The sequence below is a fragment of the Rhizobium phaseoli genome, from assembly GCF_001664385.1.
Taxonomy (GTDB): domain Bacteria; phylum Pseudomonadota; class Alphaproteobacteria; order Rhizobiales; family Rhizobiaceae; genus Rhizobium; species Rhizobium phaseoli.
On the sequence record NZ_CP013532.1, the window covers coordinates 23,714 to 45,610 of the forward strand.

At 63.0% G+C, this 21,897-nt stretch carries 16 protein-coding genes; 3 read left to right on the forward strand and 13 right to left on the reverse strand.

Going from position 1 to position 21,897, the window contains the following annotated elements:
- Positions 1-76: 76 nt before the first annotated feature.
- The 11 genes from addA to AMC88_RS00195 all read right to left on the reverse strand — a co-directional run bounded on the left by addA (position 77) and on the right by AMC88_RS00195 (position 17,428).
- On the reverse strand, positions 77-3,628 hold the full coding sequence (gene addA, locus AMC88_RS00145) for a double-strand break repair helicase AddA (RefSeq protein ID WP_064824618.1): 3,552 nt from the start codon (positions 3,626-3,628) through the stop codon (positions 77-79).
- Positions 3,621-6,815, reverse strand: coding sequence for a double-strand break repair protein AddB (addB, locus tag AMC88_RS00150; protein WP_064824619.1), 3,195 nt, complete (start codon positions 6,813-6,815; stop codon positions 3,621-3,623). Before addB ends, addA begins: the two co-directional genes overlap by 8 nt.
- Positions 6,816-6,818: 3 nt before the next feature.
- Positions 6,819-7,550, reverse strand: a complete 732-nt coding sequence (locus AMC88_RS00155; RefSeq protein ID WP_064824620.1) for a nucleotidyltransferase family protein — start codon at positions 7,548-7,550, stop codon at positions 6,819-6,821.
- A 13-nt stretch (positions 7,551-7,563) separates the two neighbouring features.
- Complete coding sequence (tsaE, locus tag AMC88_RS00160) at positions 7,564-9,075, reverse strand: tRNA (adenosine(37)-N6)-threonylcarbamoyltransferase complex ATPase subunit type 1 TsaE (RefSeq protein WP_064824621.1); 1,512 nt, start codon at positions 9,073-9,075, stop codon at positions 7,564-7,566.
- Positions 9,072-11,657, reverse strand: coding sequence for a PAS domain-containing sensor histidine kinase (locus AMC88_RS00165; protein ID WP_004672621.1), 2,586 nt, complete (start codon positions 11,655-11,657; stop codon positions 9,072-9,074). Before AMC88_RS00165 ends, tsaE begins: the two co-directional genes overlap by 4 nt.
- A 203-nt stretch (positions 11,658-11,860) precedes the next feature.
- Positions 11,861-13,261, reverse strand: a complete 1,401-nt coding sequence (gene ahcY / locus AMC88_RS00170) for an adenosylhomocysteinase (protein ID WP_004672622.1) — start codon at positions 13,259-13,261, stop codon at positions 11,861-11,863.
- A 277-nt stretch (positions 13,262-13,538) separates the two neighbouring features.
- Positions 13,539-13,814 (reverse strand): HPr family phosphocarrier protein, encoded by a 276-nt coding sequence (locus tag AMC88_RS00175; RefSeq protein ID WP_003544133.1) that lies wholly within the window; start codon positions 13,812-13,814, stop codon positions 13,539-13,541.
- A gap of 9 nt (positions 13,815-13,823) precedes the next feature.
- Positions 13,824-14,225: a PTS sugar transporter subunit IIA gene (locus AMC88_RS00180; RefSeq protein WP_004672623.1), complete on the reverse strand. Its 402-nt coding sequence runs from the start codon at positions 14,223-14,225 to the stop codon at positions 13,824-13,826.
- A gap of 150 nt (positions 14,226-14,375) precedes the next feature.
- Positions 14,376-14,825, reverse strand: a complete 450-nt coding sequence (locus AMC88_RS00185; protein WP_004672624.1) for an HPr kinase/phosphorylase — start codon at positions 14,823-14,825, stop codon at positions 14,376-14,378.
- Positions 14,822-16,612, reverse strand: coding sequence for a sensor histidine kinase (locus AMC88_RS00190; RefSeq protein WP_004672625.1), 1,791 nt, complete (start codon positions 16,610-16,612; stop codon positions 14,822-14,824). Before AMC88_RS00190 ends, AMC88_RS00185 begins: the two co-directional genes overlap by 4 nt.
- A gap of 78 nt (positions 16,613-16,690) precedes the next feature.
- On the reverse strand, positions 16,691-17,428 hold the full coding sequence (locus tag AMC88_RS00195) for a response regulator transcription factor (protein ID WP_189636746.1): 738 nt from the start codon (positions 17,426-17,428) through the stop codon (positions 16,691-16,693).
- A gap of 339 nt (positions 17,429-17,767) precedes the next feature.
- On the opposite strand from AMC88_RS00195, the gene AMC88_RS00200 reads away from it, so the two are divergent.
- From AMC88_RS00200 to AMC88_RS00210, 3 genes are all read left to right on the forward strand, one after another.
- Positions 17,768-19,378 (forward strand): phosphoenolpyruvate carboxykinase, encoded by a 1,611-nt coding sequence (locus tag AMC88_RS00200; protein ID WP_004677151.1) that lies wholly within the window; start codon positions 17,768-17,770, stop codon positions 19,376-19,378.
- Between the two features lie 121 nt (positions 19,379-19,499).
- A complete protein-coding gene (gene arfB / locus AMC88_RS00205; RefSeq protein ID WP_037142462.1) occupies positions 19,500-19,937 on the forward strand; it encodes an alternative ribosome rescue aminoacyl-tRNA hydrolase ArfB in 438 nt (145 codons plus the stop codon).
- Position 19,938: 1 nt separating this feature from the next.
- Positions 19,939-20,550: an alpha-ketoglutarate-dependent dioxygenase AlkB family protein gene (locus tag AMC88_RS00210; RefSeq protein WP_037142468.1), complete on the forward strand. Its 612-nt coding sequence runs from the start codon at positions 19,939-19,941 to the stop codon at positions 20,548-20,550.
- A 21-nt stretch (positions 20,551-20,571) separates the two neighbouring features.
- Here AMC88_RS00210 and coaA read toward each other — a convergent pair whose 3' ends face one another.
- Positions 20,572-21,567 carry a type I pantothenate kinase gene (gene coaA / locus AMC88_RS00215; RefSeq protein WP_004677148.1) on the reverse strand — a complete coding sequence of 332 codons (996 nt, stop codon included), beginning with the start codon at positions 21,565-21,567 and terminating at the stop codon, positions 20,572-20,574.
- Entirely contained in the window at positions 21,564-21,887 is a 324-nt protein-coding gene (locus tag AMC88_RS00220; protein WP_004677147.1) for a phosphoribosyl-ATP diphosphatase, read from the reverse strand. The genes coaA and AMC88_RS00220 overlap by 4 nt, the downstream gene beginning before the upstream one ends.
- Between the last annotated feature and the right edge of the window lie 10 nt (positions 21,888-21,897).

Here is a 21,897-nt window from a genome sequence, read left to right on the forward strand (position 1 = left end):
GGGCTGCTCCTTTTAGAGGAATTGGGTGTTGAACCACATGTGATGGTGCGGTGCCGAATTTTCAATGTCCGGTATTTCACTTTGTCTTCAGTCCTGCAAGCGCCAAACCGAGCGCCTTTTCGCTCAGCGTGTAGAGCGTAGCATTCTCGGTATAGACGAGCATGCAATCGATGCGCTTGCCGGGATAGAGCGGCGCCAGGATCTCGCGATAGATCGCCAGCTGTGCCCGGTGCGCGAAGGGAATGGCCTCTTCGGTCGCCGGCGGCACCCGATTGGTTTTGTAATCGAGAATGACGACGCGATCATCAAGCACCGCCAGCCGATCGATGCGGCCGGAGACGGCATAGCGCCTGCCGTCGAGCATCAATGTCCCCATGATCGAGACCTCAGGCCGGGCCTGCTCGCCGAGGACGGGCTGCAGGTCCATCTCGTCCAATAGCTTCAGAACCGAATCGACCAGCTTGCGCCGTTCGGCCTCCGGCCAGAAACGGGCTGCCCGTTCGCCGTAACGCTGCGCCGCATCGGGCCGTTCGTCCGGCGGAATATCGGGAAGCGCCTGCAGCATGCGATGCAGCAGCCTGCCTTTCTCCAGCGAGCGATCGCTGCGTTGCTTCTCCGAAAAGAGCGGCGAAACGACAACCAGGCCGCCTTCGTCCTCGTCGATGATCGTGCCGGCGCCGGAAGGGCTGAGAGGCCGGGGCAGCTCCGCCTGTGGCGGCAATGGCCGCAACAGGCCTTCCGGCAGGCTGATTTCGTCGTCGCGCGCCTCGCTGCGGTTGATACGCTCGAAGCTCCGCTCCACCCGCGGCACGCGCCATCTGATGCCGGGCCATTCCCCGTCAGGGTCCGAGAAGCTGGCCGCCTCCACATGCGGGTGGCCTTCGCTGAGCGCGGTGGAAATCATCATATGCCAGGTGTCGTTGTTGGCGCGCATGCCGCGATAGCCGCAGACGACCAGCCGGTCGGCGGCCCGCGTCATGGCGACATAGAGCAGCCGGCGATACTCCTCTTCGGCCAGTATCTGGATGCGCGCGGCATCGTTCTGCGTCAGCGAATTGCCGAGATCGGAGACCGGAACCCAGGCGGGCATCGGCGGTTCGTCCGGGTCGGTCTCGATCAGGCGAAGCTTCGGCAGATGCGTATGCGTGAAGGCTTTTGAGCCGCCGTCGACCAGGAAAACGATCGGTGCTTCAAGACCCTTTGAGGCATGCACGGTCATGATCCTGACCTCATTGCGTCCCTTGTCCTGCTCGCGTTTCACCTCGGGCGCTTCGAGCTCGAGCGTCGAGATGAAGGATTGCAGCCCGGGAAGGCCGGAGCTCTCATGATCGAGGGTGAAGGTCAGGAATTCGTCGAGGATATCGCTGACTTCGGTGCCAAGGCGGGCAAGAAACTGCCGCCGTCCGCCGTGGCTGCCCAGCAGGCGTGCATAGAAATCATGCACCGACAGGTTTTTCGATTGTCGGAGGAACAGTTCCAGCTTTTCGACCGCCGCGCGGAAACGTTCGTTGCCGTCGGCGGCGAATTTCCTCAGATGGCTCCAGACGCTCTCATTGTCGCCCCGCAGTGCCGCGATGGCAAAGATGTCGTCTTCGGAGAGATCGAAAAGCGGGCTCTTCAGCACGGCGGCGAGCGACAGGTCATCCTCCGGCAGAAGCAGGAAGCGGCCGAGCGCCAGCAGATCCTGCACGGCGATATGGCTGGTCAGAACCAGCCTGTCGGCGCCGGCGACGGGAATATCGCCGCGCCGTTTCAAGGCGCGCGTCAGCGCATTGACGAAGGCGTCGCGCTTGCGCACCAGCACCAGAATATCGCCGGCCTCGATCAGCCGCTCCTTGCCCTTGTCGACGATCGTCTCACGGCCGACCAGTGCGGCGATCGAATGGGCGATCCGCCGCGCCAGAATTGCGGCGGGCGCGCTTTCCGGCGTCGCATCGAAGGGGGCAGTCCAATCCTCTTCCTTCACCACCGCCTCCGGCGCGACCATGTCCCAGAGGTCGACGGCGCCGGGATGTCCGATGCGGCTGGAACGATGCACGACCGGCTCGCCGACGGCGCTGAGGCCGCGCGCGTTGTCAGCTGTTCTGAAGATCTCGTCGACGGCCTCGAGCACGTCGGCGGTCGAGCGGAAGGAGAGCGGCAGCCGCACGGAGGAGAAGCTCTGCCCGCTGTCGGAGACGCGCCGCCGCGTCCGGTCGCTCTCTTCGGAAAAACGCTCGGGCCGCGCCCCCTGAAAGGAATAGATCGACTGTTTCTCGTCGCCGACGGCAAACAGCGTGCGCACGATCGGCCGGGCACTCTCGCCGGAAAAGAACTCCTCGGCGAGCGACTGGATGACGCTCCATTGGATCGGACTGGTATCCTGCGCCTCGTCGACAAGGATGTGATCGATACCCCGGTCGAGCTTGTAATGGATCCAGGGACCGACGCCGCTCTTGGTCAGCAGGTCGGCGGTGCGGGTGATCAGATCCTCGAAATCGAGTTGGCTGCGCTGTTTCTTCAGTTCCTCGTAATCGTGATTCAGCCGGTCGGCGAGGACGAGCGCGGCCTGCGTGGCGCCGTGCATCCGCATCAGTTTCAGCCGGTCGCGGCTTGCCGCGACATGCGCGCGGGCGGCGGCGATGGCCTCGGTCAATTGCGGCGCTTCGGCAAGCATGGCCTTGACCAGGAACTGGGAGTCCGTTTTCGGCTCGCCCTTCGCCGTCAGGAAAATTTTCTCGAGCATCGCGGCGCGTCGGGCGCCATCCCGCTCCCGGCCGGCGAGCCTGAGGCCATAGGCCACCTCCTGCGCCTTGGCACCCCCCTTTTGATCGGCCAGCGACAGATAAAGTTCGAGCGTGCCGCCCGACAGTTCCGGCAGCGGCCAATACTGTGCCGCAATCCCTCTCTCCGTGTCATCGGCGGCGAGACCGAGCCTTTTGCGCAGAACCATGTCCACGCCGCCCTGCTGGTCGGCGGCCGCGGCAAAGCGGCGGATCGCGTTGCGATTGGCGACAATGTCGCCGAGCAGGTTTTCCAGGCCGGATTCGTCGCCGAGATTGAGCACGTAGGCGAAAGCCTCTGCCAGGGCGCTGCCTTCTTCCGGCGCGGTCGCCGTCAGCAGCGCCCGGCGCGCATCGGAAAGCAGTGCCGCGGCGGCGCGATCGTCGAGAACCGAGAAATGCCCGGCGACATTGGCCTCCAGCGGGAACTGATGCAGCAGCGCCTCGCAAAAGGCGTGGATCGTCTGGATCTTCAAGCCACCTGGCGTCTCCAGCGCCTTGGCAAACAGCCGCCGGGCCTCGGCCAGTTTTATGCGGTCGGGCGCCGTCCCTTCGATCTGCATGATCCGCCGACCGAGATCGTCATCGTCGAGCACCACCCAGTCGGCCAGCCGTTCGAAGACGCGGTTCGACATTTCCGATGCCGCGGCCTTGGTGTAGGTCAGGCAGAGAATGGCCGAGGGCCGGGCGCCGGCGAGCAGAAGCCGGATGACGCGCTGGGTCAGGACATGCGTCTTGCCGGAACCGGCATTGGCCGAAACCCATGCCGAGCGCAGCGGATCAGAGGCGATCGCCTGCTGGATCGTCGTCCAGCCGATCCAGGCCCCGGGATCGTCATCGGTCGGAAGGTCACTTACCTCACTCATCGCCGCCGCCTTCCTCATTCTCGGCCGTCGACCATTCGGAGACGCGGGCGAGATGATCGTAGTCGCCGCCGAAATCAAATTGCTGCGCCGGAATGAGCCGCGAGGTAAAGCCCTTTTCGCCGGATTGCAGCAGGGTGACGAACTTGACCAGCTGGTCGACAGATTCCTCGGCAAGCTCGATGGCGGACTTCGCCTTGTCGCTGCGGGCGGCGTTTTCATTGTTGACCATATCGACCTGGAACCGGTTTCCAGGACGCAGGCGGACATAGAGCAGATCCTGCGGCGTCAGGCTGCCGGCATCGCGAAAGGCGCCGGCGCGTAAGGCCGCCGCTTCCAGCGCGAGCTGCGGGTCGAGCAGCGCGCGTGCCTGCGTCGGCGAGGGGTTGTAGCCGGTCTTGTAGTCGATGATATCGGCGGCGTTCGGCCCGGTGATGTCGATCCGGTCCGCGACGCCATTGAGCCGGATATTGATCGCCTCCAGCTCCACGCCGCCGCGCACTTCCGTCAGCGTCCTGCGGATGGCTGGCCGTCGTCCGGCCTCCCATTCGAGGAAGGCGCGCGCCACTTCCCGAAAGCGCGGCCGCCAGACGGCATCGATATGCGGCGGCAGCTTTTCCATGTCGAAAAGCTCGGTCAGGATAAGCTCCATCGCCGCTGTTGCCTCCGGCGTGCCGGCCACATGGGCCGCGCGAATGAACCGGTCGATGATCTTGTGATAGAGCGTACCGCGTTCGGCTGCTCCGGGATCGCGATTGAACGCGTCGACCGGATCGAGCCGGAGGATGCGGCGGGCATAGATGGCATAGGGATCGCGGCGCAGCCGTCCGACTTCGCTGAAGGAGTAGGATTGCGGCTGCAGTGCCAGCGGCGGTTTCGGCGAGGGCCGCTGCGCCGGCGCCTGGGTCTCTCCCCGATCGATGAGACCGGCCCATTGCAGGAAGCGGGTGCCGCGCCCCTTGAGTTCCGCTTCGAATGCCTCGCCGCCGAGTGCCAGCAGCCGCTGCAGCCAGCGCGAGGCGACTGTCGGCGTCGAGCCCTGGCGTAGCGCCCTGGAATAGATCAGGTGGCGGGTACCGTTCGCCATCTCGAAATCATGCGCCAGCTGGCCGATGCGCCGCTCCGGCGGTTCGAGCCCGATCTCCGTCTTCATCATTCGCGGAATGAACGGATTGTTGGCGCTCTGTCCGGGCCATGAGCCTTCGTTCAGCCCGCCGAGGATCAGCGTGTCGACGCTTTGCAGCCGGGCTTCCAGCGTGCCGAAAATAAACAGCCTGGGGTGGCTTAGCGCCCGAGGCTTTACCGCATGGCCGGCGGCAAGCGCCGCCGTGATGTCGATCCATTGCGGCCCGTCGGCCTCCATCTGCCCGTCCGTGTCGATCACCTCGCCGAGAAGGGAGGCAAGGGCGTCCCCCGCCTCGTTCGACCAGAGATCGGCAAGATTGCCCTGCGGATCGGCGGCAACGGCTTCGAGCGCACGGCCGGTGCGCTGCGCCCATTCGGAAAGCGTGAAACTCGCCGTCTTGCCGCGATCCTCCGGCCGGTGCCGGACCAGCGCGGCGGCGAGGGGCTCCGTCGCCCGGCTTACCCGGCCGGCGAGCTCGAATGCGGCATCGGCGGCCTCGGCGGGAAGCGCCTTGCGCCATTGCGGCGCGTGCCGGTCCAGGGCCTGTTCGGCAAGCTGATGGGTGAGCAGCGGCTCCAGCGCGCCGATATCCACTTCCGCTACGCCGCCGCGCAGCGCCAGCAGCTCGAGCGCTTCGGTGGCGAAAGTCAGGGCGTTGCGTTCGAGGCCGAAGCGGGCCAGCGGATGCTTGAGCAGCGAGACGATCGCCACCGGGTCGCCGGGGCGCAGCGACGCCTCCAGCAGCAATTGCAGCAAGCTGCCTTGCGGCGTGGCCGAAAGCGGCGTGCCGGCCGAATCGTCGGCGAGGATGCCGAAGCGGGAAAGCTCTGCCATCACCCGACGGGCGAGGTTGCGGTCCGGCGTGATCAACGCTGCCCGGCTCTCGCCGTCCTGCCCGGGCCGTTCCAGCGCCAGTCTGAGTGCAACGGCAATCGCGGTTGCTTCCTCGCGCTCGTTGGCGGCTTCGATCAGCGAAACGTCGTTGAAGGCCGAAGTGAGCGCTCTCCCGGGCAACTCGCTTTTCCATATACCCCAGTCGCTGGTCGCCTCTGCCGGGGCGAGCGCCCGGGACAGGATTTCGGCGCGCCGGTCAAGATCGGCCTCCGGTCTGTCAAGGGTGCTGACATCGGCCCGTGTCAGCCTCAGCCTGTTCAGCAGTGATGACAGCCCGTATTGCGGATGGCTCCGGCTGGCCGGATTGGTATGCTGGCCCGGCACCGGTTCCGGCGCGACCATCTGCCAATGCCCTTCGGGCATGGCGAGATCGAGGCCCGGAAGGACGATCACGCCTTCGCGCAGATTGGCGACGGCAGAAATCAGGTCGGCAGTCGCCGGAACCGAACCCGTCGACCCGGCGATGATGATCGGCCCGCCGGGCTTTGTCGCCGAAAGACGGGCGGCTTCGGCCCTGAGAATTGCGTTTCTGTGCCGGGCCGGCGAAGATTTGCCGAGTTCGGTAAGCCGCGCCGGCCAGAAGGCGCTTGCGATCTGCAGAAACTCGGCGGTCAGCTGCCACCAGGCGGCATAATCGCCGGTATCGAGCTTCGACAGTTCCGACCAGTCGAGATCCTCGGTTTCGATGGAATCGATCAGCTCGGCGAGGTTGCGGGCAAGCCAGATCGCGTCCGCCGGGCTTGCCGGCGCAACCAGCGGCGAGTCCGAATGAATGTGGCGGACGATTTCCGGCAGTTTGTTTCGCCAGGCAAGGATCAGGCGCGCCAGTTCCAGCAGGCGGGCGGTATTCGACAGCGGCTGGGCGAGATCGATCGTCGCCGGCAGCGCCTCGTCGAAATAGCCGCTATCATCGTCGGTTTCGCCGAGAGGGCGGATGACCGGCAGGATCGCCGAACGGCCGCCGAGCAGATCGACGAATTCCGAGCGCAGCACGCGCACGGCCCGCCGGGTCGGCAGGTAGATGGTTACTCCGGCGAGCGACAGCGGGTCGTCGACATCATGCCGGAAGAGCGGCGTCAACCGGCCGTCGCACAGGGTCGTCGCCAGGGTTTTCAAAAAGGGAAGGCCCGCCGGGATCGTCAGGACGCGTGGCTGGTGCCGCTCCGTCATGGCTCACGCGAACGCCCGCAACCTGCGGATCGTTTCCTCCGCCTCGCCGATCGCCTCCGGCGTTCCCACCGTCAGCCAGTGCCCATCGAGCACCAGGCCAAAAAGCCGGTCGCGTGCGATCGCCTTGTCGAAATAGATATTCAGATTGAAGGCATCTGTCGGCGCGTCGTCGAGCAGCGACGGGTTCATGACGATCGCGCCGGCATAGACGACGGGATTGGATGGATCGTCGCGGTAACGCCGCAGTCGGCCGTCGGCCGCGAGGCTGAAGTCGTTCTTGCCGTTGTGACCGGTGGTATCTTCGATCCGCACGCAAAGCAGCGCCATGTCCATCTGCTCGGCATCGAAGAATCCGGCTAATCGCTGCAGGTTCGTCGGCCGTCCCGGCAGCTCGCCGATCCAGAAGAGGTCGGCATTCATGACGAAGATACTGTCGCGCTCAAGCAGCCTCAGTCCTTTCGCCAACCCGCCGCCGGAATTCATCAGCCCGTCCCGCTCGTCGGATATGATGATCTCGAGGCCGCGATACTTGCCGAGATGGTCGAGCATCTGGTCGGCATGGTGGTGAACGTTGACGGCGGCCCGTTCGACGCCGGCCGCCACCAGCGCGTCCAGCGCATAATCGATCATCGGCTTGCCGTCGATCTTCACCAGCGGCTTCGGGATCGTGTCGGTGATCGGGCGCATGCGGGTTCCGAGACCCGCGGCCAGTACCATGGCTTGTCTGATGGTCATCTTGATCCGGAATTTATGATTCGCTCTGGCCTATTCCAGCCCTTGCGCACCAATCGCGCAAGGGGGCAAGCGCCTCATGCTCAAGCGCGACGTTGAGATAGGCGAGCGTGCGCGGCATATGCCTGAGATAATCGGGTTTGCCGTCCCGCTGCAGCAGCCGCACCCAGAGACCGGCCAGTTTGCAGTTGCGTTGTGCCGACATGATCGCCCAGGCCTTCATGAATCCGGCTTCGTCGAAGCCGTCCTGCGCACGGCGACGTGCGAGATAATCATCCATCAGCTGCCGGAACAGTTCCGGCTCGATCGTGACGCGTGCGTCCTGGACGATCGAGGCAAGGTCATAGGCGGTGGGACCGATCATGGCGTCCTGGAAGTCGATGAGACCGACCCGCCTGACGCCGGCCTCCTGTGGGCGCCAGATGATATTCGGCGAGTGGAAATCGCGCAGCAGCAGGTTCTTTTCGGCGGCGGCGAGCTCATCGATCAGCGCGTCCCAAATCGCCAGATATTCCTTGCGCTCGGCGTCCGAGGGTGCGGAACCACGCTTCCAGGCGATGTGCCAGTCGAGCACAAGCTGCACTTCCATCTTCATCGCCGTGCGATCGAAATCCGGAATGTGATGCGTGTGCGTGTCGGAAACGGGGATATCTCGCGGAAACGGCATGGAATGAAGATGGGCAAGGCAGGCGACGCTTTGGCGGTAACGCTCGGCGATCGGCCGCCCGGCGTCGTCGAGCACGCCTTCGGTGCCGAGATCCTCAATCAGCAGGATGCCCTGCTCATAATCGACCTTATAGATCTCCGGCGCTGCAAACCCCCGTTCGCGCAAAGCATCGGCAATCGCAACGAAGGGATAGGCATTCTGGGCGAGATGCGCGACCCTGGGATAGGGCTTGCCGTCGTAGACCGGCGGCCCCTCCGGATGCGGGCGCCAGTCCATCAGGATTTTTCGCGGAGCAGCGTCCGGATAAATCGCTTCATAGGCGCGCAGCGATGCATCGCCGGTCAGGAAGCGGCGTTTGGCCTCGGGATAGCCGGCCGCGTCGAGGAATTCGCGGATCGCGAAGACCCGGCGGATGCGCCGGGCCTGCTGGCCGGCTGCTTCGATCGTTGCCCGGCGGCCGCTGCCCTCATGGGCCAGCGTCAGGGCGATACGCTCGGCCGGCAATTCGCTCGCAGCCATTTCCGGCCATTCGACGAGACAGATGCCGTTCTGCAGGGCTTCGTCGAAGCCGAGCTCCGTCAATTCGCTGGCGTCGCCGAGCCGATAGAGGTCGAAGTGCGAAACCGGGATACGCAGGTCGTAGGATTGCACCAGCGTGAAGGTCGGGCTCGGGACCTCAAGCCCTTCGTCATCGGCAATGGCACGCAGGATCGCCCGGGCGAGCGACGATTTGCCGGCGCCGAGATCGCCGGAAAGGGCAAGACAATCGCCGGCCTTCAAGGCGAGCGCCAGGTCTTCGCCGAGGCGAATGGTGGCCGCCTCGTCCTTCAGGAAAAGCGAGATCGTATCGGTGGTCGTCATTCGGCAGCGGCGGAATGGGGGATATTAACCGAGGGGATACGGCAGACGACCGTCGTGCCCTTGCCCGGCTCGCTGTCGATCGTCACGTCACCGTGATGCAGGCTGACGAAACTGTCGACGATCGACAGGCCGAGGCCGGCACCGCCGCGCTTTCCGCTTTTAGCGCCGGTTGCGAACCGATCGAACACGGTCGCAATCATGTCGGGCGAGATGCCGGGGCCGCGATCCCTCACGGAGAACACGAAATCCGTGCCTTCACGTCGGCACTCCAGCGAAATCGAGCTGCCCTCCGGCGAGAAATTCGCCGCGTTGGAAAGAAGCTTCAGGAGAATCTGCTTTAGCCGCTGCGGATCGGCGACGATCGAGCCGAGATAGGCGGGCGCGGTGATTTCGAGCGCCACGCCGCTTTCCTGCAGCCGATCGGCGATCTGCATCGAGACGTCGTCGAGCAGGTCGTTGAGATCGATTTCCGCATAGTTGAGGCGCATGATGCCGGCATCGACGGTCGCAAGGTCGAGAATATCGTTGACGAGCGTCAGCAGGACCGAGGACGAGGTCGAGATATGGTCGATATATTCCGCCTGCCGCTCGTTCAGCGGCCCCACACCTTGCGTGCGCAGCAGATCGGTGAAGCCGATAATATTGGTCAGCGGCGAACGCAATTCATAGGAAACGTGCTGAACGAAGTCGTTCTTCAACTCGTCGGCCTTGCGCAGCGCCTCGTTCTTTTCGGTCAGCGCCCGCTCGGCCCGCACGCTGTCCGTCATATTGACGAAGGTCAGCATGGTCTGCGCGTTCGGCAGCGGGATGACGGCGTAGTCGAGTACGAGGCCGGAGAACAGTTCGAGGGTCCCCTGGCCCGAGCGGCGCTCGTCGTCGAAGCTGGTGATCAGTTCCGCGAAGGTCTTCCAGCCGTCCGGCCGGTCGTAGGAGGGGGCGCAGGCCTCGCCAAGCGCACGGATATGGGTGCCGGGCTTGGCTTCGGCTTCGGTGATTCCCCAGAGCGCTCGGAAGGCCGGGTTCGACAGGCGGATGCGTCCATCCGGCCCGAACACCGCCACACCTTCGGACAGATGGTCGATCGTTTCGCCCTGCACCTTGACCAGCGTGTTGTAGCGCGTTTCGAGATCGACCTGTTCGGTCAGGTTTTCGAACACCCAGGTGGCGCCGCCCTGCGGATGGGCAGTGGCGAACACGCGCAGCGTCTGACCGTTCGGCAGGTGCCAGAGGTCCGATTGCGTATCGAGGGCGCGATAGACGGAAAGTGCTGCTTCCTTCCAGCTTTTCCAGTTGAGCTGGTCCGGCAGCTTCTTGGCCGCCCGCAGCCGCTCGAGCAGCTCGCTATTGTCCGGCCGGCCTTCGAGGAAGGCGATATCGAGTTCCCAGAGGGCAACGAAGGCCTGGTTGTAGAATTGCAGCCGGCGCTCGCCGTCGAAGATGGCGACGGGCGTGGCGAGATGGTCGAGTGTTTCGGCATGGCTCTTCAGCGTTCGGTCCAGCTCGGCGCGCACCGCCTCGATATCGGACACGTCGACCGCCATGCCGGCCGAGCCGCCGGGAAGCGTGACATCGACGACATCGAAGAATGTACGGTTGCCATGCACGACCGTCGAGATCGTGTCGTGGAACGGCGATTCCGGCGTCGTCGTCGCGCGAATGCGTTCGCGCGCCACCGTCGTTAGCATCTCGCGGCCTTCATTGATTGCCTGCTGCGGCGAGCGCGCCTCGACCGCGTCGCCATAGGCCTGGTTGACCCAGGTGAGGCGGCCCGCCGGATCGCGCTGCCAGGCCGGCATGTCGATCGCGTCGAGCATGGTCTGGAAGGCCGAGATCGAAGTCATCAGCCGGTCGCGCTCGATCCGGAGTTCGGCAAGCTCGGCGCGCAGATTGTTGAGCGCCACGAAGCGGACGAAGGCGCGTCCGCCGGAAACTCGGCCCTGCGCCTCGAGAATCTCATCACGGATGGTCTCGACCACCATGTCGAAGCTCTGCGCCCCGTCGCGCAGCCGGTCGATCGCCTTTTCCAGGTCGGAGGCCGAGCGTGATTTCAGCCAGAGGCCAAAGGCCAGGAATTCGCCATCCTGCGGCGCGCCGGTCTCCGCCGGAAGCTGGCCGAGCAATTCAGGACGGGCATTGCCGTCCCAGATGACGATCCGCCGGTTCTTGTCGGCGATCAGCGCCTGATATTGTGAAATGCGTTGCTGGGCATCGGACAGCGCCGAGCGGATTTCCCGGCTCTCGTTTTCCAAATTGCCGCGCTGGCGCACCAGCCAGAGCGTCGAAAGCAGGGCTGCGGATATGACGCCGATGACGACGGAAACGCCGATGACCTGCGAGGAGGTGAAGAGGTGAGCCGAGGCCGCCGCCTGCTGCTCGCCCTGTGCCAGAACCGGCCGCGCCAGGGCGGCAAGCGCCGTACCGGCCGCGCAGGTTTTCAGGAAGCGCGCCAATGATCCATGCTCCTGCTTTGCGGCCTCGTGTGCCGCTGCAGATTTATAGCCTTGGCCTGCCGTCCGCGAGCGGCGATGGGCGCAAGCGCCGTCGTCCGCCTGACCGGGCAGGCTGTTTTTCAATTCCGACATCCGCGGTATGTCTCCGTCCTTCAATGTGCCGCATTACGACAAGACATCCCATTTTCGGAGCGGTCGGACGGGGTCCGGCGCCACGAATCAAGTCTTAAAACAATACTTCGGAAGGGAATCGGCGGAAAGGGAGCGGCCAAAAAATAAGCCGCGGCATTTGTCAATGCCGCGGCTTCTAGATCTTGTGGATATCGATGATGAGATCAATATCTGTAGTGGTCGGACTTGAACGGGCCCTGCGGCGTAACGCCGATATAGGCAGCCTGCTCTTCGCTAAGCTGGGTAAGCTTCACACCGAGCTTGTCGAGATGCAGGCGCGCAACCTTTTCATCGAGGTGCTTCGGCAGGATGTAGACCTTGTTCTCGTATTGGCCGGGCTTGGTAAAGAGCTCGATCTGCGCCAGCGTCTGGTTGGTGAAGGAAGCCGACATGACGAAGGACGGATGACCGGTGGCGTTGCCGAGGTTGAGCAGGCGGCCTTCGGAAAGCAGGATGATGCGGTTGCCCTTGGGGAACTCGATCAGGTCGACCTGCGGCTTGACGTTGGTCCACTTGAGGTTCCGCAGGGCAGCAACTTCGATTTCGTTATCGAAGTGGCCGATATTGCCGACGATCGCCATGTCCTTCATCTCCCGCATATGGTCGATGCGGATGACGTCCTTGTTGCCGGTCGTGGTGATGAAGATATCGGCCGAGGAAACGACGTCCTCGAGCAGCACCACTTCATAACCGTCCATGGCGGCCTGCAGGGCGCAGATCGGATCGGCTTCGGTCACCTTGACGCGGGCGCCGGCGCCGGAGAGCGAAGCAGCAGAGCCCTTGCCGACGTCACCATAACCGCAAACGACGGCGACCTTGCCGGCCATCATCACGTCGGTGCCGCGGCGGATGCCGTCGACCAGCGATTCCTTGCAGCCGTACTTGTTGTCGAACTTCGACTTTGTGACCGAATCGTTGACGTTGATCGCCGGGAAGGGCAGCAGGCCCTTCTGGCTGAGCTGGTACAGGCGGTTGACGCCCGTCGTCGTTTCTTCGGTCACGCCCTTGATCGCATCGCGCTGCTTGGTGAACCAGCCGGGCGAAGCGGCAAGGCGCTTCTTGATCTGTGCGAAGAGGATTTCCTCTTCCTCGGAATGCGGATGGGACAATACGTCCTCGCCGGCTTCGGCGCGGGCACCGAGCAGGATATACATGGTGGCGTCGCCGCCGTCATCGAGGATCATGTTGGAAAGGCCGCCGTCGGCCCACTGGAAGATCTTGTCGGTGTAGACCCAGTAGTCCTCGAGCGACTCGCCCTTGATGGCGAAAACGGGAACGCCGGCAGCAGCGATTGCGGCAGCGGCATGATCCTGCGTCGAGAAGATGTTGCACGAAGCCCAGCGGACTTCGGCCCCGAGCGCCACCAGCGTTTCGATGAGCACGGCAGTCTGGATGGTCATGTGCAGCGAACCGGTGATGCGCGCGCCCTTCAGCGGCTTTGCGTCGCCGAATTCGGCGCGGCAGGACATCAGCCCCGGCATTTCGGTTTCGGCGATCGTAATTTCCTTGCGGCCGAAATCCGCAAGCCCGATATCGGCGACGACATAATCTTTTTCAGTGCTCATAGAGGTCTCCAGGCTGAAAAACGTCTCAAAAATTGGCGCAGGCGCGAAGATGACCGCGCGACGGATAGGCCGCGTGCCGATGCATGTCGCCCGGCTATGGACAGCGGTTCCGGGAACGCGAGATGCATAACACCAAAGAGCCGAACCGCATTGCATGAACCAGGTTCGATGCGACACGCTTCAGCGCACGGCATGTCCGCCGTTTAGCAGGCTTCCGATGGGAAGGCAATAAGGATATAAAGAAGTCTTTATATGTTGATATGAGCTCGGCCGTCGCTCACATCTCTTCGCCGAACCGGTTCTGGATCAGCTGGTCCAGGGCCTCGAGGGCTTCCTCGGCCTGGCTGCCGCTCGCCGAGACGACGACGCTGGAGCCTGGGCTTGCGGCCAGCATCATCAGGCCCATGATCGACGTGCCGCCGACCGTCATTCCGTCCTTGGAGACGGTGATGGCGGCATCGAAGGTCTCGACCATCTGCACGAATTTGGCGGAGGCGCGCGCGTGAAGGCCGCGCTTGTTGATGATGAGGAGTTCCCGGGAAAGCGATGTCATGAAGCGCCGTTATTTTCCGCTGAGCACACGGCTCGCGACATTGATATATTTCCGACCGGCTTCGGAAGCCTCGACCAGCGCCTTCTCCATGTTGTTCTCGCCGCGCACGCCGGCGAGCTTGATCAGCATCGGCAGGTTGACGCCGGCGATGACTTCGGTGTGGCCGCTGCTCATGACCGATATTGCGAGATTGGACGGCGTGCCGCCGAACATGTCGGTCAGGATGACGACGCCATGGCCATCATCGGCGCCGGAAACGGCTTGCAGAATGTCTTGCCGTCTCTGGTCCATGTCGTCTTCGGGGCCAATACAGACCGTCTCGATGAATTTCTGAGGACCGACGACGTGCTCGACAGCATGACGAAACTCTTCAGCCAGCTTGCCATGAGTGACAAGCACAAGTCCGATCATGATATTACTGCTCCCATATACGCAAACGATGGCTGAGATATCGCAATGCAGCAATTACGTCCACCGGTGGGGGCACATCTTGGCGATGAAAAGCCGAAGTGCAAGATAAAAATGCAAACATATAAGGCAGACTGATCAATCCGGAAGCCCTCAATCCCCGATATCAGGCGCTTTCGCCATCAGAACTGCCAGCGGTGAAGGCACGCCTGTGAGCAACCGCAACGCGGGAAGCGAAATACCGGTGGCGAAGCTGACGAATTCGCCGTCGGGGGGGACGCGGTTTTCGCCGGAAGCGCTGGCGGGAAGCACGGCATAATGCATGGCCGCCTGAGGAATATGATCCTGCCGGACAATGCCGGTGCCGCGCAGTTCGATCAGCCCCGCGATCGATGGCGGGCAGGTGGCGATCACCGTGCCTGTCTCTTCTGACAGCAGCACCTGGTCGTCGGCAACCAGCGCCGTGAACAGACCGAGGCGTCGGGCTTCGGTCATGCAGGTGAAAGCCAGCATCGATTTCCCCCAGCCCGAGGGACCGCTGAACAGGAGACCGGTCCTGCCGACGACGATCGCCGTGGCATGGATGTTCGCGGCCTCGCTCATGCGGCTGGATCCAACGGCAGGGCGAGGATGAAGCGCGCGCCGAGCACCTCGCCGCTGTCGGCGTTGGTGATGTTCTCTGCTCTGAGCGATCCGCCATGCGCCTCGGCGATCTGGCGGCTGATCGAAAGGCCGAGACCCGAGTTCTGGCCGAAGCCTTCCGATTCCGGCCGGTCGGTATAGAAGCGCTCGAAGATACGGTCGATATTCTCCGCCTGGATGCCCGGACCGTTGTCTTCGATCGTGGTGACGCAGCGCGACCGTGTCCGCATCAGCCGCACGGTGATCTTGCCGTCTTTTTCGGGGACGAAGGAGCGGGCATTCTCGATCAGATTGGTGACGATCTGGCCGATGCGCAGATCGTGACCGTTGACGAGGAAGCGTGTCTTGACGTTGGGCTTGCGTTCGATCGAATAGGCGATTTCCACCTGCTTCTTGCTGCCCCGGATCTGGCGCGACACCTCGATCAGATCGCGCAGCAGCACTTCCATGTCGATGGAGGCGGCATCGACGCGCGCGAGCTCGGCGTCGAGGCGCGAGGCATCGGAAATATCGCTGATCAGGCGGTCGAGACGGCGGACGTCGTGCTGGATGACATCCAGCAACCGTTTCTTGGAATCCTCGGACTTCGCCAGCGGCAAGGTTTCGACGGCGCTGCGCAGCGAGGTCAGCGGATTCTTGAGCTCGTGGCTGACATCGGCTGCAAAGCTTTCGATTGCATCGATGCGGTCGTAAAGCGCTGTCGTCATCTCGCGCAATGCAATGGAAAGATTGCCGATTTCATCCTGGCGAGCGGAAAAATCGGGGATCTCCTCGCGCGCCTTGGCGCCGCGGCGCACGCGGATGGCGGCGGCCGAAAGGCGGCGCAGCGGATTGGCGATCGTCGACGACAGCACCAGCGAAAGCAGCACGTTGACGAGCGTCGCCACACCGAAGACACGCATGATGGCAAGCCGTTCGGCATGCACGATATTGTCGATGTCGCCTGCCTGCGTCGACAGGAGCAGCACGCCGAGCACGGCGCGGAAACGCTGGATCGGCACGGCGACGGAAACGATCAGTTCGCCTTTCTCCGTGGTGCGCACGACCGCGCCGCGCACACCGGTCAGGGCGTTCATCACTTCGGGATAGATCGAGCCGTCGCCGCCCGGCGCTTCCTTATAGAGCGGCAGATTGCCGGGCTGCAGCGCCTTGTTGAACAGGGTGGCGAACCAATCGCTCCAGGTCTGCTTCTCCTCCTCGACCGGCGGCAGGTCGAAGCGCAGCACCTGGCCACGTGAATAAAGGTGGCGCGAATCGAGCAGCAGATTGGCATCGGCATCGAAGATGCGCGCGCGCGTGCGCGTCGGAGAGATCAGCCGGCGCAGGACGGGGGCGACCTTCTCGGGATCGATCGGAAACTCCAGGTCCTCGTCGTTCGGCACCGGGGTGATGCTCTGGCCGGCCTGTAGCTCGAGCAGCTTCTGCGGATCGATGGTGATCGAATTCGTATCGACCGATGCGGAGGCCGAAACGGCGCCGGCGATGATCTCGCCCTGCGTCAACAGGCTTTCGGCGCGGGCGTCGATCAGGCCTTCGCGAAACTGGTTGAGATAGAGGATGCCGCCGACGAGCACCACCAGCGCGACCAGATTGAAAAACAGGATGCGCCGCGTCAGGCTCGAAAACACGGCATTGCCGAAGATCCGGCGGATCAGCGTGAAGGGATGCGACCAACGGCGGCCTCGGACGCGACGGGTGCTCACGCCCTCCGCATCGTCCAGATCCCTTTCCTGCACCAACTGTGCCAATGACAGGCCCTTTCAAAGGGCGGGGCCGGATGACCGGCCCGCAACCCTCAACTATGTCTCGCGCCGCGCCGGCTGGGCTCAGGCTGCTTCGCGGAAGCGGTATCCCACTCCGTAGAGCGTTTCAATCATATCAAAATCGGTATCGACCATCTTGAATTTCTTGCGCAGCCGCTTGATGTGGCTGTCGATCGTCCGGTCGTCAACATAAACCTGTTCGTCATAGGCGGCGTCCATCAGCGCATCGCGGCTCTTGACGACGCCCGGGCGCTGCGCCAGCGAATGCAGGATCAGGAACTCGGTCACCGTCAGCGTCACGGCCTCACCCTTCCAGGTGCAGGTATGGCGCTCCTGGTCCATGACCAGCTGGCCACGCTCCAGCGAACGGGCCTGCTGCACGGCGCCGGCCTTCGGCGCGCCGCTGGGGCTCGTGCCGCCGGCGGCCGCGGCTTCGCGGCTCGAAGCACGACGCAGCACGGCGCGCACCCGCTCCACAAGCAGGCGCTGCGAAAACGGTTTGGTGATGAAATCGTCGGCGCCCATCTTCAGGCCGAACAGCTCGTCGATCTCCTCATCCTTGGAGGTGAGGAAAATGACGGGAATATCCGACTTCTGCCGCAGGCGGCGCAACAGCTCCATGCCGTCCATGCGCGGCATCTTGATATCGAAGATCGCCAGCTGCGGCGGTCGCGCCAACAGCCCGTCGAGCGCCGAAGCACCGTCCGTATAGGTCTCGACCTTATATCCTTCGGCCTCCAGTGCGATCGACACCGAGGTGAGGATGTTGCGGTCGTCGTCAACGAGCGCGATTGTCGGCATGGTGTTGGTCTCCATCATCGGTGCGCAATCTCCCGGATTTTCGTCGTCCCCAGGCGGTCTCAGTGACCGGATGCGCTTATGGAGGATAAAGGTGGAACAAATTGTGGCAAAGATAAAGGGGAGGATTGTCGCAAAATTTCCCGACAATCTCAGGTGGCGCGTCGAATGGTTGCAACGGGACTTCTTAAAACGATTTAAAACGGACGGCCAAAATTTAAATCGATTAATTGTTTGATATTACTAATCTTTCTGGATTTTAATCCCTTGTGTTTTAAAATTTCTGCCCTTATTTTCGCGGTCAGTTTTAACGGCAACGCGCCTGAGCGAAGGGAAGTAGCCATGGAAAAGTTCGGAGTTCGTAACCCGGCAACGGAGCTAGCAACGGTTGGATTGGGCGGCGCAGCCAGCGTTCGCTATAACTTTTCCGCCGCAGCGCTGTATGAGGAAGCGATCCGCCGGGGCGAAGCCGAACTGACCGCTCAGGGGGCGCTCAGGGCTCTCACCGGTCAACATACCGGCCGCTCGCCGCGCGACAAGTTCGTCGTTCGCGACGCCAATACCGATGGCGAAATCTGGTGGGACAACAACAAGCCGCTCTCGCCGGAGCATTTCGCCCTGCTGCGCGACGATATGCTGGCGCATGCCGCCGGCAAGGACCTTTTTGTCCAGGACCTTATCGGCGGAGCCGAGGAAGGCCATGCTCTGCCGACCCGCGTCGTCACCGAATTCGCCTGGCATTCGCTGTTCATCCGCAATCTCCTGATCCGCCCGGAGACGGCAGCACTCGCCACCTTCGTGCCGAAGCTGACGATCATCGACCTGCCGAGCTTCAAGGCCGATCCGGCCCGCCACGGCTGCCGCACGGAAACGGTGATCGCCTGCGATCTCACCAACGGCCTCGTCCTCATCGGCGGAACCTCCTATGCCGGCGAAATGAAGAAATCGGTCTTCACCGTTCTCAATTACCTGCTGCCGGCCAAGGGTGTGATGCCGATGCACTGCTCGGCCAATGTCGGTCCCGACGGCGACGCCGCGGTCTTCTTCGGCCTTTCCGGCACCGGCAAGACAACGCTTTCGGCCGATCCGGCACGCACGCTGATCGGCGATGACGAGCACGGCTGGAGCGAAAACGGCATCTTCAATTTCGAGGGCGGCTGCTACGCCAAGACCATCCGCCTTTCGGCCGAGGCCGAGCCGGAAATCTACGCGACGACGCAGCGCTTCGGCACCGTGCTCGAAAACGTGGTGCTGAACGACCGCCGCGAGCCGAATTTCGACGACGGTTCGCTGACCGAGAACACCCGTTGCGCCTATCCGATGCATTTCATCCCGAACGCCTCGGAAACCGGCCGGGCCGGCCATCCGAAGACGATCATCATGCTGACCGCCGATGCCTTCGGCGTGATGCCGCCGATTGCGCGCCTGACGCCCGATCAGGCCATGTACCACTTCCTCTCCGGTTACACCGCCAAGGTGGCCGGCACCGAAAAGGGTGTCGTCGAGCCGGAAGCGACCTTCTCCACCTGCTTCGGCGCGCCCTTCATGCCGCGGCATCCGGCCGAATACGGCAACCTGCTGAAGGAGCTGATCGGTCGCCACGGCGTCGAATGCTGGCTTGTCAATACAGGCTGGACCGGCGGCGCCTACGGCACCGGCAAGCGCATGCCGATCAAGGCGACGCGGGCGCTCCTCGCCGCCGCCCTCAGCGGCAAACTCGGCCAGGTCGAATTCCGCACGGATACGAATTTCGGCTTCGCCGTGCCGGTTTCCGTCGATGGCGTCGACGGCGGCATCCTCGATCCGCGCTCGACCTGGGCCGACAAGGCAGCCTATGACGCACAGGCCGAAAAGCTGGTCTCGATGTTCATCGCCAACTTCGCCAAGTTCGAGAATCACGTTGACGGCGGCGTCCGCGACGCGGCTCCCGGCGTGAAGGTCGCAGCCGAATAAGCTCAACCCGTCTGAAGACAAAGTCTTTGACTCACGTGAAACCCGGCATCGCAGGATTGCCGGGTTTTTCCGATGCCGGCTGATATTTTCAACGGGCTGCCGATATGAGATAGAACGCCGCATGGCCAGCGACGCGCTCTATATCGATGACAGGATCACCATCTCAGGATGGGAGCTGACGGAACAGTTCGTTCTGGCGGGCGGCCCCGGCGGACAGAACGTCAACAAGGTTTCGACGGCGGTCCAGCTGTTTTTCAACGTCGCGAATTCGCCCTCCCTCAATGACCGCGTCAAGGCCAATGCCATCAGGCTTGCCGGCCGGCGCCTGTCGAAGGATGGTGTGCTGATGATCGAGGCAAGCCGCTTTCGCAGCCAGGACCGCAACCGTGAGGACGCGCGCGAACGGCTGAAGGAACTGATTCTGGAGGCCGCCAAGCCGCCGCCGCCGCCGCGCAAGAAGACCAAGCCGACCAAGGGTTCGGTCGAGCGCCGTCTGAAGGAAAAATCCGGCCGGTCGGAAGTCAAGAAAATGCGCGGCCGTCCCGGCGGCGGCGACTGACATGCCTGAACTGTCGAACGGCGTCCGCCATCTGCCTGCATATCTCGACCGGTCGCGTCAGGAAGCGCTGGTCGAGGTGATCCGTGCCGTGGTCGCCGAGGCGCCGCTCTTCGTGCCCGTTATGCCAGGCACCGGCAAGCCGATGTCGGTGCGCATGACCAATTGCGGGCCGCTCGGCTGGGTGACGGACAAGGAACGCGGCTATCGCTATCAGCCGACCCATCCTGTCACCGGCAGGCCCTGGCCTGCCATGCCGCAGCAACTGCTCGAGATCTGGAACGACGTTGCCGGTTACGAGCCGCCACCGGAGGCCTGTCTCGTCAATTTCTATTCCGACGAGGCCCGCATGGGCCTGCATCAGGATAAGGACGAGCGCAACCTGCAGGCCCCCGTCGTCTCGATCTCGCTCGGCAGCAGCTGTCTCTTTCGCGTCGGCGGTCTGAACCGCAATGATCGCACGCTATCTTTCAAACTGTCGAGCGGCGATCTGGTCGTGCTGGGCGGCGAGGGCAGGCTGTGTTTCCACGGCGTCGACCGTATTCATCCGGCAACATCGACACTGCTGAAGAATGGCGGCCGCATCAATCTGACGCTGCGCCGCGTCAATCCATGAACCGCCGACTATAATAGCCTGCTATAATTTTCGCAGCGCCACCTGCTCGATCAGATGATCCTTGCCTTTTTTCAGGATGAGATCGGCGCGCGGCCGCGTCGGCAGGATGTTCTGGCGCAGGTTTTTCAGGTTGATATTCGTCCACAGATCCGCTGCGATATCGAGAGCTTCCGCATCGCTGATCGAGGCATAGCGATGGAAGTAAGAGTTCGGATCGCGGAAGGCGGTCTCCCGCAGTCGCATGAAGCGCGTAACGTACCAGTTATGAATCTGGTCTTCCGCCGCATCGATATAGATCGAGAAGTCGAAGAAGTCGGACACCATCGGCACGATCTTGCCGTCGGCCGGCAGGTCGCGTGATTGCAGCACATTGATGCCCTCGAAGATCAGGATGTCTGGCCGGTCGACGATCTTGTACTCGTCCGGCAACACGTCGTAGACGAGGTGTGAATAGCAGGGCGCCTGCACGTCCGGCCGGCCGGCCTTGATCGCCGATAGGAAGCGAAGGATGGCGGCCGTGTCGTAACTCTCAGGAAAACCCTTGCGCTGCATCAGCTTTTCCCGCTGCAGCACGGCGTTCGGATGCAGGAAGCCGTCGGTGGTGATGAGATCGACCTTCGGGCTGGAAGGCCAGCGCCCCAGGAGCTCCTTGAGGATACGGGCGGTGGTCGATTTTCCCACCGCGACCGAGCCGGCGATGCCGATGACGAAAGGTGTCTTCGTTACGTCGGAGAGGCTGAGGAAGCGGTTGCGCTGTTCGAACAGCAACTGCGATGATTCGACATGCGCCGACAGCAGCCGCGACAGCGACAGATAGATGCGCCGGACCTCATCGAGATCGATCGGGTCGCCCATCGAACGCAGCCGCTTGACCTCGTCGCTCGTCAGCGTCAGCGGCGTGTCGGCGCGGAATTTCGCCCATTGTTCGGAAGAGAAGAAGTGGTAGGGCGAATAGGATTCCGACTGGAAGTGATCCAATGTTTCCGGCACCCCGATGATCTCAGTCGCGATACTCATGAACTCTGCCGATTGGCCTTTTCCTTGAGACCGGACTGCGCGGTTCTGCGCTCGAGTTCGGCCATGACATTCTCTAACGGTATTTCAGCAATCTTCAATACGACCAATAGGTGATAGAGCACGTCGGCGGCTTCATAGGTCAGATTGTCACGGTCACCGGTCGCCGCCGCCATCACGGCTTCGATCGCCTCCTCGCCAAGCTTCTTTGCCGCTTTGGGCTGGCCGCCGGCCACGAGTTTCGCTGTCCAGGACTGCTCCGGCGAGGCCTTCGATCGCTCGTCAACGATCCTTTCGAGATCGGCAAGGGAAAATCCGCTCATATGTCCGCTT

Bases quoted from the DNA above. Each gene is read 5' to 3' on its own strand.
- addA (WP_064824618.1), bottom strand. From the start codon at position 3,628: ATGAGTGAGGTAAGTGACCTTCCGACCGATGACGATCCCGGGGCCTGG.
- addB (WP_064824619.1), bottom strand. From the start codon at position 6,815: ATGACGGAGCGGCACCAGCCACGCGTCCTGACGATCCCGGCGGGCCTT.
- AMC88_RS00155 (WP_064824620.1), bottom strand. From the start codon at position 7,550: ATGACCATCAGACAAGCCATGGTACTGGCCGCGGGTCTCGGAACCCGC.
- tsaE (WP_064824621.1), bottom strand. From the start codon at position 9,075: ATGACGACCACCGATACGATCTCGCTTTTCCTGAAGGACGAGGCGGCC.
- AMC88_RS00165 (WP_004672621.1), bottom strand. From the start codon at position 11,657: ATGTCGGAATTGAAAAACAGCCTGCCCGGTCAGGCGGACGACGGCGCT.
- ahcY (WP_004672622.1), bottom strand. From the start codon at position 13,261: ATGAGCACTGAAAAAGATTATGTCGTCGCCGATATCGGGCTTGCGGAT.
- AMC88_RS00175 (WP_003544133.1), bottom strand. From the start codon at position 13,814: ATGACATCGCTTTCCCGGGAACTCCTCATCATCAACAAGCGCGGCCTT.
- AMC88_RS00180 (WP_004672623.1), bottom strand. From the start codon at position 14,225: ATGATCGGACTTGTGCTTGTCACTCATGGCAAGCTGGCTGAAGAGTTT.
- AMC88_RS00185 (WP_004672624.1), bottom strand. From the start codon at position 14,825: ATGAGCGAGGCCGCGAACATCCATGCCACGGCGATCGTCGTCGGCAGG.
- AMC88_RS00195 (WP_189636746.1), bottom strand. From the start codon at position 17,428: ATGCCGACAATCGCGCTCGTTGACGACGACCGCAACATCCTCACCTCG.
- AMC88_RS00200 (WP_004677151.1), top strand. From the start codon at position 17,768: ATGGAAAAGTTCGGAGTTCGTAACCCGGCAACGGAGCTAGCAACGGTT.
- arfB (WP_037142462.1), top strand. From the start codon at position 19,500: ATGGCCAGCGACGCGCTCTATATCGATGACAGGATCACCATCTCAGGA.
- AMC88_RS00210 (WP_037142468.1), top strand. From the start codon at position 19,939: ATGCCTGAACTGTCGAACGGCGTCCGCCATCTGCCTGCATATCTCGAC.
- coaA (WP_004677148.1), bottom strand. From the start codon at position 21,567: ATGAGTATCGCGACTGAGATCATCGGGGTGCCGGAAACATTGGATCAC.
- AMC88_RS00220 (WP_004677147.1), bottom strand. From the start codon at position 21,887: ATGAGCGGATTTTCCCTTGCCGATCTCGAAAGGATCGTTGACGAGCGA.